The sequence below is a fragment of the Nostoc favosum CHAB5714 genome (assembly GCF_020829495.1).
In the GTDB taxonomy this organism is placed as follows: Bacteria; Cyanobacteriota; Cyanobacteriia; order Cyanobacteriales; family Nostocaceae; genus Nostoc; species Nostoc favosum.
Map to the genome: position 1 here is coordinate 1 of NZ_JAIVFQ010000126.1, position 14,817 is coordinate 14,817.

Genomic DNA, 14,817 nt, shown 5'->3' on the forward strand with positions numbered 1-14,817 from the left:
ATGCTGTTGTCATCGTCCAGGTATGAAACAATGTCACCACCAGCTGCATCTAGTCCCAGGTTTCGAGCGTAGCACAAGCCAAAACCACTGCTCGGTTCAGGGTGTTCCATTTCAATGTAACTGATGGAAAAATCAGCTCTTGCCTTAATGCTGTTGATGATATCTTTGGTATCAGCATTAGCGCCATCATTGATAACGATCCACTCGAAATTGCGGTCAGTTTGACTTTGAATGCTTGGCAGTGCAGTAGATGCAAGCTGCATAGGTCTGTTGTAGGTTGCAGTGATAATTGATAATTTCAAAGCTCTATACCTCTATCAGTTGATTGCGTTATTGTTGAATCGATCGCAGTTTGAATTTGCTGCCATCTTGCTATATCCTCGTTTGTTATACCCCTGGCGGTTTCAATTTGATTACTTGCAAGAGTTAGCCGAATTAGCGTTAGCTTTTCATTGGTTCTGGCAACAGTTAAACTTTGCGTGGTGCTATTGAAGCTGATCTGGTAGTTACTACCTTCCAAGACAAATAGGTTTTCTTTTTCTGTGCGAATGGATTGGGGATAGGCAGTTGCTTGCTGCCCAAAGAGCAGTCTAGCTATGGGGGCAATTGTAGCAGCGCGTTGCATCTGTTCTTGTTGTAATTGCTGGTAGTTCCATTTCCCAAGTTCTATGCCCAAATCCATTTTTACCAAACGTTCTGCTAAAATTGCCATTTCTATCGGGCCAACACCTCCAGGGACGGGCGTAATGTTCTGGGGGATGCTGTAAGCACTGCGGTCTACATCGCCAGCAGCACCAGAAGCAGTAGGTGTAAAGCCACCATCGACAACCAAGCGATGAGAGGGGAGTACATAGTCCGTGAAAATTCCTCGTCTTCCGGTGACTGATACCACAATGTCAGCATCTTGAGTTCTAGTCAGGTCATCGCCGTCTTCTAAACAGAAACAACTGATTCTGGTTACTTCTAAATATTTGATGACACCATTGCCCACAAAGCCACCTCCGCCGACAACTGCAACATTGGAATCTCTTTGTGCGTAGGATTCAACAATTCTGGCGATTCCTTCAGCAGTAGCACAACTTTCAAAGAAATTGTTGCTTTGTCTGCGGACGATATCTATATCTTTTTGTGGCTCTAATAGCCCAATTGAGCTTGTAAACTTCGCTGGAATTGGATATTGAACAATAGCAGCAGTGACTTGGGTGTTTTCGTTAATGGATTGAACAATGCCGTCAAATTGCTCTACTGCGATATTAGGTGACAGCACAATATAATTGGGAGTAATGCCAATAGCGTTGAAAATAGCTACTTTTTGTTCTGCTGAGATTCTGGCTGCTTCATATCTAGCTCTTAATTCATTGCTGGCATTTTCTGAAGCCTCAAATCTGATGATTGCTACTTCTTTTTGAGATGCTTGAAATATGGATTTGTATTTTTGACATTCTTGCTTTACGTGTTCTCGTATTAACTGTCCGTCTATGAGCGTCATTTAATATGGCGTTAAATTTGATGAAGGAAATTGTCTGGTACAAACAATTTTCTGAATTTATAATAGGATTTGTTGGAATTAGGTAGGGCGTTTGGTGATTTCACCAACTTCTTTGCCGTTGCAGGAAACCCAGTTAGTTACGTAGCGTTCAGTGTCATGGAAGCCACTAAATTCAATACTGTTATCAGAACACTTCTCTTGGAACCATTGTTGTGCTTCTTGTTCTGTATTGAATGTTCTAGCGGCGACTTCTTCTACTGGAATCTTCCAGTTTGTATTGCCATACAAATCGCAAACATAATGTGTCATATCTGTTACTCCTTTAACAATATCTAAAAACCACTATGACAATTTTAAATCAACAACAGCAGGCTGAATTAATTATCCAACAAGCTTGCAAGGAAAATTTTACTGATAGCGAGAAAGCTATTTACGATGACTTTATTCTGGAAGCGGGGGTAAAATACCCAGCCAAGATGACTGAGGCCACTGCTGATGCTTTGATTAGATACCTTAATGGCTGCGAAGCATCTAACGAGTTTGTTGCTAATGTAGTAAATCGCCTCGCGCAAGTTGCCCCTGCTCATATCATGACTAAGGTTCTTCTTAGTGATAATGACGGCGATGGTGTGCCTTTATACGAGGAATTAAAACTTGGAACAAAGGCTACCGAATTTGATACCTCTTTTGAAATAGCGGCTGCAAGACAAAAACAATATCAATTTTCTCCAACTCGGAATTGCGATATGGAGTTATAAGTATAATTCATCACTAAATAATAATCTGTAGTGGATATGAGATCGTTATTCTCTAAAACGACTGAAAATAGAGATTAACCAGTTGCTACACAGGGGTAGACACTTACTCTTAGCTCGAAGTAAGTGTCTTAGAGGCTTTTCTCAAATATCGCCATCTTTCCCATACTCAAAATTAACCTTCGATATACTGGGTGTAAAAAATGCGCTTACGATTAACAGTAGCGCATTCCCGATCTTGTACAGCGATCGCAATACTCCCAGCCCAAATAATCAGGCGATTCCCCTGTAAGTTTAACTTTGGAAAATTACCCCAGTGTCCTGATCTTCATCCCAAAACCACCAGCCTTGGGATAGTTCAGAAAGAACGCGCATTAGTGCTAACTGTTGCTGTGTGATTTCCCCACCGCCGTAGCTAACGTTGCTAGTGCCATCCCATGATTTAAGAATTGATTCTAAATTGTATCCATTGCCCATAATCCAACTGGCATAGAAGCAGTCTTTGGATATTTCTTCCATGATGGCTAGCAGTTCGAGTGCGGCATCAGGATTGGGTGATTTTAGGGCTTCGAGTGCAAGGCGGAGGTTTTCTTCCCTGTCTGCAAGAAACTCCGAAAAAGCTGCTCTATTTGATGGTAAATTCTCCTTTTCAAGTGTAATTAATTTTCCATTTACAATCTTGACTGGAGTTATATTTGAGTAGTCAGTTCGGTCATCTTCACTTGCCTTTGCTTTCATAGCTAAAGGATGCCAGTGGATGCGTTCAATTTTATTGGTCTGAGGATTTGTCCATGTCCAGAATAGTTTGTGAGATGCAGCACCCTTAACTGTCAGATAAGTTCTTTTATGTCGAATGGGATAGTCTACACCTTCTTCTTTTTTGGCTTGCAAAAAGGCTTCTATTGATAGATATTCTTTATTGAGATATGCCATTCTACGTGGTGCTGTCGCAGATGAATAACCCGATATGCTGCTGCTATCATCATCTTTCAAGACTACCAAATTCCATTTTTCGTTTATTGGATTCTGTATCCAAAACTCAACTGATATTGTTTGTACAAACCGATCTAAAATTTGAACTACACAAGGATAGTAAAGTGTGAGTTGTTGGTTGCTATTAGTCATTACTATTCCATCCATTCGATTGGGGATATGGTTTTCTTTTTGGCGGGAAGTATCTTGACTTCGTAGCCATAAAGAATTAATTCATACAGAGTTTCTAATAGTTGGTTGGGTGATATACTGTCCCATTGCTTGCACTCTAAGATATGTTTCAATACCTGCTCTGGAGCATTAACTACCCAAAGACTGTGAATTTTTCTGTTTCTAAATCCCGCACATAATTGAACAATTGGTTGTAGCTCAGCTGTTGTTTTTGGTATGTGAATAATTGCTGAACTTATAGGAATTGTTGGTTTTGTTTCTATATTTTTGGGTGGTGAAAAATCGGGATCATTGTACCACTGTCCGTCGATTTGGTATGCAATCATTAGGTATGGCAATGCTTTAATCGCATTTATAGTTCCCCATCTTGTAGTTTGTCCTGCGTGAAACCAGATGTAAGAGCCGTTGTGTATTAAGCTGTCGCGTCTTTAATTTTCCAGAGTGTTCTCGTTGAAATCAGGGTTCCAGACCCGAAAAAGTGTAAGTTATAAGCGCAACAGCTTATCATGTACAATTTTTAGGATTTTGACTTGAGGTTTTGCTTGCCTAGCTAGTTGATAATTTCGTCTGTGGTAGAAAATCTAGCTAATTTTTCTAGCTAGAGAATAATTTCGTATTTGTATGAACACTTAGTTAAAACTCGCCATTATTTAGCCATGTGCAGTCAACTTCATGCTCAGGTAAAATACTTTGGATCTTCTTGATTGCTGAATTACTCCTAATAACTACCTTTACAAGGTGTGTAATAACTGTGGTGATTAATCTATGAACAGATTAATTTTTATTTAAAATATTCAATGATTTATTGAAAATAAAAAGTGCGCTATTTGAATTTATAGCGCACTTTTATTAAAAAGAAATTAATGATTTAAGCGTGGTGAAGGATAATATTTATTGCGTCTTGAGTGCTAATTTGATATTGTGTAGCAAGTTTATTCATATTGGCTTCACCATTTGCATGAGCTTTGAGAATTGCGCGAATAATATTTGGTGAAACATTTATCTCACAATTTGTAACAACTGGTTTGGGTAAAGCTTGAGAAATGAATAATTCTTTTCTTCTTAAGAAATGTATTTGACGGTAATGCTCTTTTCTGGGTATCCATTGACAATTTCCGGGAGCAAAGTCACTCTCTAGGTCAATACGTGTTATGACTGTTCCTTCGGGTGCTACTCCCATATCTTTTAAGAACTGGATAAAGTTATCGCGCCAGGATGCATCGACTTCAATTCCGCATCCGCCATGATACTTGTACTGATGGTGGTTCTTGTTATAGCAGATGCGCTTGATGTGTAACCAGGAGTTATACTCGTGGCTTTTACAGTGGCCGTGGACAGTTTTATCGCTCTTGAGGGTTTCGCGCTGCAAGCATCCGCAACTTTGTGTAAGCCCTCTTTTTAAGCTATTTTTACTGACATACTTTTGGGTTCCGCAGCTGCATAAGGTAAGGACTAGTAGTTCACCCCTTTTCCCCTTAACTTCTACATCGGATATAACTGTTAGTCTCCCGAAGTTTGCCCCAACTGGGATGGATTCTTTTCTTTTTTTACAACCGCAATTAGTTGACCGACCATTGGTGAGGGTGTGACTGTAGACAAGTTTTTGGGTTCCACAATCACACTGGCATAATACTTGCTTTCCTTGTTTGTCTAATATAGTCCAAGTACCGAATTTTTCACTTATATTAATTACTCGTTTTGTAGTATCCATAAATCATTTTGGTGCTATTACTGCTGGGTTATATATTTAAAACAAGCTGTTTTTCTTGCTCCAGTTCCTTCTTTATCCAGGCAAGTTGCTGTCCAATGGCTAGGTGCTGCATTGGTACTTTTGTCTCGTATCCCTTTGTTTGTAAAATGGGTGTTACCTCCTGTCTGTAAAGCTTGCCCGTCAAGAATACAAACTCTATTTCCGGGGACGCAACTTGTATGAGGCTTTCTGCTACTTGTCGTGCCCATAGTATGCGTTCCTGATAAGATAAGGAATAGGGGGATTTGTCGTAGGGTTTGATGATTGTTTCTGGGTTAATAACTTGATGTAATGGTGACAAGATATACCATCTTGAGTCTTGGTCTTCTACGTAGCGACGGCACGCTTGAAAGTGCTGGGAATAATATAAGTCTTTGGCGGCAGCAGGGTAGGTAAGCTGCTTGCCACATCCTGCAACCAGGTAGATTTTTTCCTTGGGAGTGAACTTTCTGTAGGTGCTGATCACCAGATTGAGGTTGTGGGCGATTCTTCCCATAGTATGCGTCCGTCCTTTGTTTGTCAGCCGAGGGTCAATCCTATGTCGCTTGAGAACCCTGCAAACATGACAGTTGCACTTTGGCGCACAGTGGGTTGGTATCCGAATTAATTTTTCCTCGTGGCTGACGAACATCCCACCGCCTAGTCCTTCCCGGATAAAAGTTGAACCATCAAAGGATAGTCCCATCTGAATAAAAGCTTTGGCATACTGAGGCTAGCATAATCCAAAAACGTGCAGGTGAGCATTTGGTTCGTGCAATGGTGCTGCGGAGTTGCTGTGCAATGGTGCGATGGCTACGCCCGGCGCAGGCATCGCACTCGCCTTTGGCAATACTCCTTCGGAGTCAATTAGCGATGGCGAAACGCCCGCCTTCGGCGATACTCGTTCCGAATCACTTCGCGATCGCACAACTTGAGTAATTGTTTTGATAATGTGTAAGTTAGTTGAATACTCTCTCGCCTGGGAAACAAGCCCACCGATGCCGAGATGGTAGTATCCCAGTCCCAGAAAATATTTTGCTACTTCGAGGCGTTCACTGAGAGACTGCCCGTGGATGACTGCTAGGGGTATCCTATTGGGAAGATAACTTTTAGCAAGCTGGATAAATGTTTCTGCTTGTTTAAGGTTGTATTCTTGCCGTTCCCTGATATTTTCTCCAACAAGTAAATGGTCGGGACAAACAATAATATCGCCGACCTTTGAGCGTTCTCGATATCTATGAATAGACCAGTAAGCATCAACATATTTACCGTTTAGAATGGGGATATCTTGGTCACGGTAGTTAAATGCCCCACAGTCATGAATAATAGGACTATCTGGAACAATTTCTGCCTTGATTGCGAGTGAGTATAGCCAGCCCACCGGCTGATACTCAAGCCACTGCCAGATTGGGATTTTTTTACCCTTGCTTCTAACAAAATCGCTCTTACCCAATACTGGATAGAAACCTAATTTCATAGTATTTAAACGAGCAAAACTTGATTTTAATTTTTTAAGTTAACCCTCTGCTTGGAAAGGGCTAACTAGTAGATGTCTGTATTTATTTGCAATATTCAGAAGATACTGCCGCCAACGGTTAGATACTCTTGTAGCAAGAGTGCTAATATCACTTGCTGGAATTTCTTCTGCTTCAGTTTCAAAAGTATATCAAAGTGAATCTTGGCGTGATACTTCATACCATCGAAGTGGATATTGAAGCTAGGATTGAGTTTAAAGTCTTGAATCATATTTTTATCCTTACTGGGGAAGATATAAACACTTGTTTTGTTCTGCTAGCCTATTTGTGTGATAGTTATCAAGAATCATTTTCTTAAATTCTTCTCTTGTTGCTTGCAAGTTGCGGAATATTTTGTCAGTAGGATAGAAGAATACCGACTGTTGGCGGCTGTAAAACCAGACCAGTTGATTGATAGTATAGGTATCATTGCTATCAAGCAGGACGTAACTAATTTGTTGGTAAAAATTTTCTAGAGAGAAGGGACGCTTTTTGGCAGTTGTTCGTACATCGATGAGAGTATTTCCAGCAATTATCTGGCAATCAGCACCTCCAAGATATTGACTTAAAGGGTATGAAGCATTGCAGGTAATATTTCCACTTACTTGATTAGCTACTGTTTGCCAGGTACGGGGTACAATACCGATGATTTGAGATGTATCTTGGATACTAGGAAGCCATTTTTTGAAGTATTCTGCTTCAAGCTGAAGAAATTTTTCTCCTTGTAGAAAAGGTTGAATAATCTCATGAATATTACGGCTACGAGCATAATTTTCTAATGCACCCAAGAGCATACACTTTAGAGCTTCTTCTTCAAGTGAATTTGAATTTGTAATGGAATAATCGAAGGCATATTCTATTTTGAGGGCTTTTGCTCCAACCTGAGCAAGACAATTGGTAAACCATGTTTGGTCTTCATAGATGCTTCCTAAATACTTGGCAAGTGCTTTGGCGATCGCATTTCCTACCAAGGGGAAATCTACCCCATCAACTGGTCTGATAATTTCTTGATTTTCTAATAGCTGGTTATGGTTAGTGATCATCTTGATGACTGTCTTGTTGAGTTTAGAGTCAAACCATCTCCTGATAGGTGAGTTTCTATTTTTTAGTTCGGATGTTAAGCTCACTTTTGGCTTTTTTGTTTGAGATACTACATTAAGTATCTGCGTGAGCTTTAGGTAGTAATTTTTACTGTAATTGTGTTATTTATTTAAATAAATTGAAAAACTTGTAAAGTAAGCTTTTTGAGTTTTAAATTCTGGAATTGAGGTAAATCTGCGTAACTTATCAACCAAAGTTTTTATATTGTCAATGCGACTTTCCAAACTTGGTATTAGACAACTTGGTGATAGCTAGTTTACAATTCAACCTCTCCCGACTTGGTTTTAGGTGCAGCCGCAACAGTTTGCCGTTGAGGGGAGGGTATGTGTTCAGTTGGGGTATATTGCTGCCGAATTTCTTCTCCTCGCCATTGTTGTAAGTCGCTCATAATGTCTTTGAGGGGAACAAAATCGACGACTGTTTCTCCTTTCTTTTCAGCTTCATTTGTCTTATGGTTTAAAATCTTGAAGTATATCTCCCTCTGGTCGGCAATTGGTAACTTGCCGTCATTCTCATTTATCCGCTGAAGAATCTCTTCATTACCCTGGTTCATTGCCTTTCCCCAGTCAGGGCCACCATGCTTGACCATGTTCGCCCATTCCTCAGCGATATATGGGTGAACTTTCACAGGTATATCACCAGCTGCTTGTATTACTCGTTCTTTGGGTGCGGTTGCAGGTGTAGATTGTTCATTACCGAAGATTTGTTCCAAGTTGAGTTTGCTGGCGTTCTGGGCAATAAACTTGACTTGGTTGATGTCGTAGTCAGAGATATTCATCTTGCTGACCTCTTTGGTAATGCCGGCTTCGGTTTTAGTTAGGTCAAACCGGACAAGTTCCTGAGTACCTTTCTCTTCATTAGTTTTAAATAATTGCAGGCTGGCTCGATTATTTTCGGGGTCGCGCGATCGCTTGATAGTAAATTCACCTACTGTAAGTTCTTCCTTATCAGCCTGGATGAGGACATTATTGAGAGTGTGCAACATCTCATTTTGTTTGAATACTTCCAGCGTTTTAATCGTGCCAGCGGGTGCAAGACTTCCCAGGCTATTTGCTACATCACGGATATCGGCATTGTTGAGGTCAGGGAGCTTGCCATTGTCGCCCAAGTACTCTGCCACTATCAGAAACTCCTGACGTTCAACAGGTAACATCTCTGTAGGTTTTTTCGTTATTTTGGGTTCCTCTTTTTTGTTGAATTTAAAATCCATCAAGGAGTTTTCCCACCCAAATAGTTCATCACTGCGACGGTGAATGCTAACAGTGTCTCCCTCTTGGCGAATCACAAATGTATCGCTACGGTAAATACGCGACCCATCTTGTTCAAGAGTGCCGTATTTTTTTAACATTGCGATCGCGGTTTCAGCAATGTCTTTATTTTCCCCGTTGTAGCGTTCCTCCCGCGCTTGTTTATTATTAATTTGATAGATAGGTACTTCAACCTGACGCGCCCACTGCTGCGCTGCTGACTCTACACCTTGGGAGTTAGCTACTTCTTGATAGATAAATTCAGGTGTATATTTGTTTCGATTATTAGTTTCTAGCTCCTCTGGCTCTTGTGCAAAAAACTGATTGTGAGTTGCATTTTCGTTTACCTCTCCTTCAGTTTTATCTTGAGGTTGGTAGGTACTAACAACTATCTCTCTGATTTGAAGAGTTTCTTTGGACTGTGCGATTTCTTCTTGAAGATTATTGACCACATCATCTCCAAAACTTTCATCTGCTTCTATTTCAACAGATGAGTTTATTTCTTGAGTTATGAGCGAACTGTTTTCGCTGTTTTCATCTTGTAGTAACTTATTTATAGTCAGCTGACTATCATCTAACAGTGGATTTACTTGTATAGCAGTGAAATTTTCATGATCAGATAATAACTCTTTTGTATCTTCAGAATTTTCAATAATTTCAGCAGATGGAGGTAGTAGCTTAATCAGTGGTTCACTTGCTATGTCTATTATTTCATCTGGGGTAAGTATTTCAGTGACGAGATTAGTTGTACATTTACCTTCGCTATTTTGTTCGTAGATAACGATTTGTTTTTCTGAACCCTCTGACTCCAGATAAGCCGTAATTTTCAGAGCGATATCACCTGTTTGCTGATAATCACTATTTAAATTGGGTACATCTTCTACTAATCTGGCAGCAATTCTTTGTGCTTGATAGTCTGTAAAAGGTTCAGTTTCTATTGTGTATTGACCTTCTATTAATAGATCGGGTATTAACACAATATTAGTTTCTTGATTGCTTTTTATACTTTGGCTGGCTAAATCTATCTTTTCCCATTTATACGCACCAGGGGCAGATTCATCAGGTACAAGATTGTAAATGTCTTTGCCAACTTCAATTGCGATTTTACTTGCTTCTTGAGCTTCTTTGAGTTTTTCGAGAATTACTTTAGTTATCTTAGTAAGTGCATTGATGAGGGTTTTACTTAATTCCCGACTTGTTTTAATTGCAGTATCGCCTGTATTTAAATATGATTCATTAATTTGAGTTTGTCTGGGGTCAAACATATCTTACTTTGAAATGGGTAATTTTTTATGAAATCGGGCTGAAGCTGAGGTAGTTTTATTAAATAAAAAATTTAACCTCTTCAAGTGATAGAGAGGTTGAATTTCCATTTTGATGTTTGTTTTGACTTAGTTCTATTTGGCTATTTTTGAAATTTTGATTTATTTCGCTTAGTTGTTCGCTTTGGTTAGCAATAATTTTTAACATTGCTTCTAGCTTGTCATCTAGTCTGGATATTTTAACTTCCATTGATGTTAGTTTTTCTTTTGCTATAAATATTTCTTGATTGATTTGTTGGTGCTGTACATTAATATCCTCACAAGTTTTATGCCATTTTTCTAAGAATTTGGTTAATTCTATTAATAGCGTTGTCGAGTTGTATGTCGTAGTTTGTGACTTTTTCAGAATATTCAATAAGTCGTCTAACTTTCCGTTCAATATCTCTTCTATACTCAAGTTGTTGTTTTTCTGCTCTGTAATATTCATTGATAATTGCCTCGTAAGAGAGTTTAACTTTATATTCTGAATTCCACATACTATATTGAGGGAAACTAATGTCAATTAAGTTTCCTTGGCTTCCTGTGGCACGGTTGAAAATAATATGTATGTTTACTCTTTGATAAGGAAGTAGATATGCAACATATTGTTGTTGTTCAAAACCAATTAAATTTACATGATGTTTGATTAATTCACCATAGTTGTTAACATTTATTTCAATTTTATCGATTACGATCTGTCTATGTAGCCCATGAAGTTTCACTCTTGGTCGGAGGATAAACTGTTCCTCAAAAGAGCTAATAATTGAATGTGCATTCTTGCTATTTACTTGATTTGAACTAATTAATTGACCTTTTTGATGATAATTATTTATTAGCTTAATTATTTTTGTCTGAGTGATATTTTCGTCTTTGACGCTACATTGTATCATTTTTAGAAAAAGCTCTTGTATGCATCAACAGGCAACGGTGCATTGCCTGCTTGTACGGGTGCTTGTGGGATAGGAAACTTCCGATCTACTTCCTTGACTCGCAAATCTAAATCTTCCTGTGTGGGCTTTTTTTGGGTACTTTTCCTAGCAAGCTCCTTAATGACTTTATCCCACTTAGTATCGTTTTCTTGTTCGAGTCCAATAATATATTTCGGGATTTTGATATTTTTTAATATTGGTACTGAACCCTCATTTTTATTACTATAAGCTGGGTTGATAAATAGACATTTCCCCGGTGGTAATTTGAGGAATTGGGCAGGCTCGAACAGCTTCCGAGTCCGTTCTTGTTCGCTGATAGATGTGCTAGCCCTACCTCCTCCAGTTGAGCGAGATTTTTGTTTATATTTAATTTCCTCTTCACCTAAATATGCAGAAAATAATCTAGCAGATTCTTCTTCACCAGGATTAAAAACAAATTTTGTGCCGCACGCACCGAGGATGGCTTTAGAGATTTCCCTACCATAAATCTTTTCAAGCTGACCCATATTTTGCCAACCCAGGATACCGCAGAATCCTTCGGAACGAGATTCGTTAAGCCATTTAAATAAATCTGGAAGGAAGATACTTGGCAACTCGTCAAGACATACTACTAATGGGCCATCTTCCTTGCGTTTTTTGGCGATACTGCGGGAAACTACCATGTGAAGAATACTGGTCATCAGGGGGCTGACGGCATCGCGGCGTTCGCGGTCTAACCCGAAGATAATCATCTGTTTGCGTTTTACCTCCAGCGGGAGGGTTGTTTTACCGACAAAGCATCCCAATGTACCCCTTGCCATGAACCGAGTGAACATCAATGAAGCGCTACCAGCGATACCCGCTACGGTTTTTTCGGAGCCAGCCGAACTAAATAATTGACCAAAAGCTATCTTAATCCAGGGGTTTAGTGCTGCTGCCATCAAGCGTTCGACCATCTTCTCGCTGGAAAGTATTGCCGCCGCCGTCATAATATCAGCGCGATCGCCAAACTCCTTGGTTAACATTAAGATAGCCTGCGTCAGCTGATCGCCCGCAGGGCCAAAGAATGCATCCTCAGAGGCATTACCCAACAGGCGAAAGTTCTTGTTAATTACCGTAGCTAACTGCCGTGCGGTTTCAGCATCGGAGGAATCGCGCAAGAAATCGATTGGGTTACATACCTCCGATTCGGGGAATCCCGGTGCGAAGACGTGTACATCATACCCCTTTGATTTGGCATAACTGGCGATTTTGGCAAGACTTGCATACTTGAAGTCGTATAGTACTATACCAAAGCCTTGGTCAATTGCTGAGTAAATCATCGGGTTGATAGCCGAGAATGATTTACCGCTACCAGGTGCGCCAATTACAGCAGTTCCGCGTTGGACATCGGGTACATAAACTGGTACTCCCCCGCTCCCCTTGGGTGATTTTTGACCCTTGTATCTATGTATTCCGATATACAGGCTGGCACTATCACACTTAGGAGCTAAGATTTGCTTCAAGGCTTTTTTCTTAGCTTGGGCAGTTTCCTTTGCTCCGCCCCAATAGCTAGTAGCAAGCTTGCCTTTTTTACCGTTACTAAAAAGCTGTAAAAGCAACATTAAGCCAATTCCCCCTGCAAGTAGTAAACCTTGAGGTGACATGAGCTTATCTGTATATTTACTAAAGTCAGTATTACTATTTTTATGAGCAGCTTTTACTTCTCTAACAGTCTTAGTTTTAGCAGTTGCAAACAGATAATTATTCATATTAATCTGTGTTAATTTGGCATGAAATAATTGAAGAGATATGGTATTAAGTGAAGTTACATATTTATCCGTTATTTGTGTAGGGTGTCTTATCCAAGTCAAAAGTTAAAAGCAAGAGGATAAATTCTTCTATGATTGCCTTTTTACTTGTTACTTCTTCGGTACAGTGAGGGGTGTACCAAGGATAATTGGGTCTATCTCGCGGTAGGTGAAGAAGGGAACTGGGCCAATGAAGTAGGGTGAACAGCCCAAGTCAACCCATCCCCGCTTGCAGATACGGAAGAACATCGCGGTGGTGATACTACCGTCTGCTTCGTTAATATCCCAAATGACTTGTTTAAATGATTTCCCAAAGGGATGACGACCTGTGGGTTCTTTCCCACCGTTGAGGCTGCCCAAGATGCCGAATCCGCCTTTAACGTTTTGGTCTTTACCAGACATCCATTGTGCGCCAACGATAGTCTCACTGCCCGAAACTTCGATGTGACCGCACTTTTTCTCGCACGGGACATTAAACCCAGCTTGATAGCTACCGCTTATTGACTTCCAGCGTCCGCTTTCAAGCGAACCGAGGGGTAAGTCTACTTTGCCGATAAAGCTAACATCGGGAATTGGTACGCTGGGGAACTGATCAAACGGTACATCAGCTAATCCCGGAACTTTACTAATTGTTGTGTTTTGCCAGTTAGTAAAGTCCTTTAGCTGTGCATCCTGAATACCGGGGATGCTGGTTAGTTTATACTTATCGAGTTTGACGTACTTACCGAGTTCCACTTCTCCCAGTTCGGGATAATTGTCTAGCACTTCACCAACAGTTTGGTAGCTTGCGGTGCTGCCTGTAACTTTGGTCACTAGTTCTTTAATTGGTGGGATGGCTCCGACTTCTGAATCTTCAAGCTTGGGAATTGCTTCGGCGAGGTCTTCGAGTGTTTGCCACTCTAGTGTCTCAAAATCTGACAGTTTGAGATTTTTGAGGTTAATTCCCGTGATGTTGGCGATATCTTCAAGCGTAAAATCTTCAATATTGAACTCAGTTGCTTCAAAATCGCCCAGTTCCATGACTTCGGCAAGGCTTTGTCCGGTACTCCAGGTGCGTGTCTCCTTCATACCAGGGTTTTTGATATTAGGGAATTCGACGCTGCCAGCACCGCCAAATTTCATATTTTTGAACGTGATACTACTCCAGTCAGGAGTAGGTGCGCCGTTGACGTATTTAGTTGCGACGGGCTGTGGCTGTTTGGTTTGTTTTGTTTTATCTATCGAAGTGTTCAAATTTGAATACTTCGATGGAACTGTTTGAGCTACTGCTTTCTCACCGAATAGGAGACTGCCGATATTGTAGCTACCTCCAAACCGGATTAACCCATGTAGGGCAAGCCCTGCAATAAGTCCTGCAACCATCAGGTAGCGTAATTTATTAAATTTTTCCATCCGATACTCAAGCGCTCGGTTGGTTTTTTTGTGAGTGGTTTCCTGACTTGCAGCTCTCACTGGTACAATCGCAGTTACCTCGGTTGTGATATCTAAAATTTGGTTGTTGGAGGTCAAATTTTCGTTATACATCACTGGTTATTTAAAAATTATTGATTCAAGAGAAAGTTTGTTTTACCTGTATTTGGTGTTATGGGAGTGTTATTGGGCTGTGGCGGTATTTCTAAGAAGCGCTTTCCACCTAGCACCATGAGTTTTTCAACCAACTGCATTGATACTCCGGTAGTGCTGGCGGCGACAACAAGTTCCTCTCCTTGCGATCGCAACTCAACAAGTTGGTTCAGACGCTTCCAAAGCTTGCTGTCTGTCGTAACCCACTGGTTTTTTAAGGCAACTTGCATCCCTTTGGCGATATGTCTGCTATCAG

General features: G+C 40.4%; 15 protein-coding genes and 1 pseudogene. 1 reads left to right on the forward strand and 15 read right to left on the reverse strand.

From position 1 onward, the window contains the following. The 3 genes from LC586_RS35810 to LC586_RS35820 form a co-directional block, all read right to left on the reverse strand. On the reverse strand, nucleotides 1-263 hold a 263-nt coding region (locus LC586_RS35810), incomplete at its 3' end, for a glycosyltransferase family 2 protein (protein ID WP_229490269.1). Nucleotides 264-298: 35 nt separating this feature from the next. Next, entirely contained in the window at nucleotides 299-1,489 is a 1,191-nt protein-coding gene (locus LC586_RS35815; RefSeq protein WP_229490271.1) for a bifunctional 5,10-methylenetetrahydrofolate dehydrogenase/5,10-methenyltetrahydrofolate cyclohydrolase, read from the reverse strand. 78 nt (nucleotides 1,490-1,567) lie between these two features. Continuing rightward, nucleotides 1,568-1,798 (reverse strand): hypothetical protein, encoded by a 231-nt coding sequence (locus tag LC586_RS35820; protein ID WP_152591072.1) that lies wholly within the window; start codon nucleotides 1,796-1,798, stop codon nucleotides 1,568-1,570. 35 nt (nucleotides 1,799-1,833) lie between these two features. Here LC586_RS35820 and LC586_RS35825 point away from each other — a divergent pair, with 35 nt between their 5' ends. Beyond that, complete coding sequence (locus LC586_RS35825; protein ID WP_229490273.1) at nucleotides 1,834-2,247, forward strand: hypothetical protein; 414 nt, start codon at nucleotides 1,834-1,836, stop codon at nucleotides 2,245-2,247. Between the two features lie 291 nt (nucleotides 2,248-2,538). On the opposite strand, the gene LC586_RS35830 is transcribed toward LC586_RS35825, so the two are convergent. From LC586_RS35830 to LC586_RS35885, 12 genes and pseudogenes are all read right to left on the reverse strand, one after another. After that, nucleotides 2,539-3,369 (reverse strand): hypothetical protein, encoded by an 831-nt coding sequence (locus LC586_RS35830; RefSeq protein ID WP_229490275.1) that lies wholly within the window; start codon nucleotides 3,367-3,369, stop codon nucleotides 2,539-2,541. A 2-nt stretch (nucleotides 3,370-3,371) separates the two neighbouring features. Further along, nucleotides 3,372-3,734: a hypothetical protein gene (locus tag LC586_RS35835; protein WP_229490277.1), complete on the reverse strand. Its 363-nt coding sequence runs from the start codon at nucleotides 3,732-3,734 to the stop codon at nucleotides 3,372-3,374. A 542-nt stretch (nucleotides 3,735-4,276) separates the two neighbouring features. Further along, the gene (locus LC586_RS35840; RefSeq protein WP_229490279.1) at nucleotides 4,277-5,119 is read right to left on the reverse strand and encodes a hypothetical protein; all 843 of its coding nucleotides are present in this window, start codon (nucleotides 5,117-5,119) and stop codon (nucleotides 4,277-4,279) included. A 28-nt stretch (nucleotides 5,120-5,147) separates the two neighbouring features. After that, a complete protein-coding gene (locus LC586_RS35845; RefSeq protein WP_229490281.1) occupies nucleotides 5,148-5,843 on the reverse strand; it encodes a DUF6884 domain-containing protein in 696 nt (231 codons plus the stop codon). 27 nt (nucleotides 5,844-5,870) lie between these two features. Then, nucleotides 5,871-6,614, reverse strand: coding sequence for a hypothetical protein (locus LC586_RS35850; RefSeq protein WP_229490283.1), 744 nt, complete (start codon nucleotides 6,612-6,614; stop codon nucleotides 5,871-5,873). Nucleotides 6,615-6,709: 95 nt separating this feature from the next. Further along, nucleotides 6,710-6,883, reverse strand: a complete 174-nt coding sequence (locus LC586_RS35855) for a hypothetical protein (protein WP_229490284.1) — start codon at nucleotides 6,881-6,883, stop codon at nucleotides 6,710-6,712. A 10-nt stretch (nucleotides 6,884-6,893) separates the two neighbouring features. Next, nucleotides 6,894-7,778, reverse strand: a complete 885-nt coding sequence (locus LC586_RS35860) for a hypothetical protein (RefSeq protein ID WP_229490285.1) — start codon at nucleotides 7,776-7,778, stop codon at nucleotides 6,894-6,896. Nucleotides 7,779-8,008: 230 nt separating this feature from the next. Then, nucleotides 8,009-10,264, reverse strand: a complete 2,256-nt coding sequence (locus LC586_RS35865) for a hypothetical protein (RefSeq protein ID WP_229490286.1) — start codon at nucleotides 10,262-10,264, stop codon at nucleotides 8,009-8,011. A gap of 58 nt (nucleotides 10,265-10,322) precedes the next feature. After that, on the reverse strand, nucleotides 10,323-10,748 hold the full coding sequence (locus tag LC586_RS35870) for a DUF1664 domain-containing protein (RefSeq protein WP_229490288.1): 426 nt from the start codon (nucleotides 10,746-10,748) through the stop codon (nucleotides 10,323-10,325). Between the two features lie 444 nt (nucleotides 10,749-11,192). Further along, a complete protein-coding gene (locus LC586_RS35875) occupies nucleotides 11,193-12,959 on the reverse strand; it encodes a type IV secretory system conjugative DNA transfer family protein (RefSeq protein WP_229490290.1) in 1,767 nt (588 codons plus the stop codon). Nucleotides 12,960-13,109: 150 nt separating this feature from the next. After that, nucleotides 13,110-14,522, reverse strand: a complete 1,413-nt coding sequence (locus tag LC586_RS35880) for a hypothetical protein (protein WP_229490292.1) — start codon at nucleotides 14,520-14,522, stop codon at nucleotides 13,110-13,112. 17 nt (nucleotides 14,523-14,539) lie between these two features. Then, nucleotides 14,540-14,817: pseudogene (locus LC586_RS35885) on the reverse strand (hypothetical protein); the annotation flags it as partial.

Coding starts and splice junctions, on each gene's coding strand:
- LC586_RS35815 (WP_229490271.1), bottom strand. CDS start 1,489: ATGACGCTCATAGACGGACAGTTAATACGAGAACACGTAAAGCAAGAA.
- LC586_RS35820 (WP_152591072.1), bottom strand. CDS start 1,798: ATGACACATTATGTTTGCGATTTGTATGGCAATACAAACTGGAAGATT.
- LC586_RS35825 (WP_229490273.1), top strand. CDS start 1,834: ATGACAATTTTAAATCAACAACAGCAGGCTGAATTAATTATCCAACAA.
- LC586_RS35830 (WP_229490275.1), bottom strand. CDS start 3,369: ATGACTAATAGCAACCAACAACTCACACTTTACTATCCTTGTGTAGTT.
- LC586_RS35835 (WP_229490277.1), bottom strand. CDS start 3,734: ATGATTGCATACCAAATCGACGGACAGTGGTACAATGATCCCGATTTT.
- LC586_RS35840 (WP_229490279.1), bottom strand. CDS start 5,119: ATGGATACTACAAAACGAGTAATTAATATAAGTGAAAAATTCGGTACT.
- LC586_RS35845 (WP_229490281.1), bottom strand. CDS start 5,843: ATGGGACTATCCTTTGATGGTTCAACTTTTATCCGGGAAGGACTAGGC.
- LC586_RS35850 (WP_229490283.1), bottom strand. CDS start 6,614: ATGAAATTAGGTTTCTATCCAGTATTGGGTAAGAGCGATTTTGTTAGA.
- LC586_RS35855 (WP_229490284.1), bottom strand. CDS start 6,883: ATGATTCAAGACTTTAAACTCAATCCTAGCTTCAATATCCACTTCGAT.
- LC586_RS35865 (WP_229490286.1), bottom strand. CDS start 10,264: ATGTTTGACCCCAGACAAACTCAAATTAATGAATCATATTTAAATACA.
- LC586_RS35870 (WP_229490288.1), bottom strand. CDS start 10,748: ATGAATATTACAGAGCAGAAAAACAACAACTTGAGTATAGAAGAGATA.
- LC586_RS35875 (WP_229490290.1), bottom strand. CDS start 12,959: ATGAATAATTATCTGTTTGCAACTGCTAAAACTAAGACTGTTAGAGAA.
- LC586_RS35880 (WP_229490292.1), bottom strand. CDS start 14,522: ATGTATAACGAAAATTTGACCTCCAACAACCAAATTTTAGATATCACA.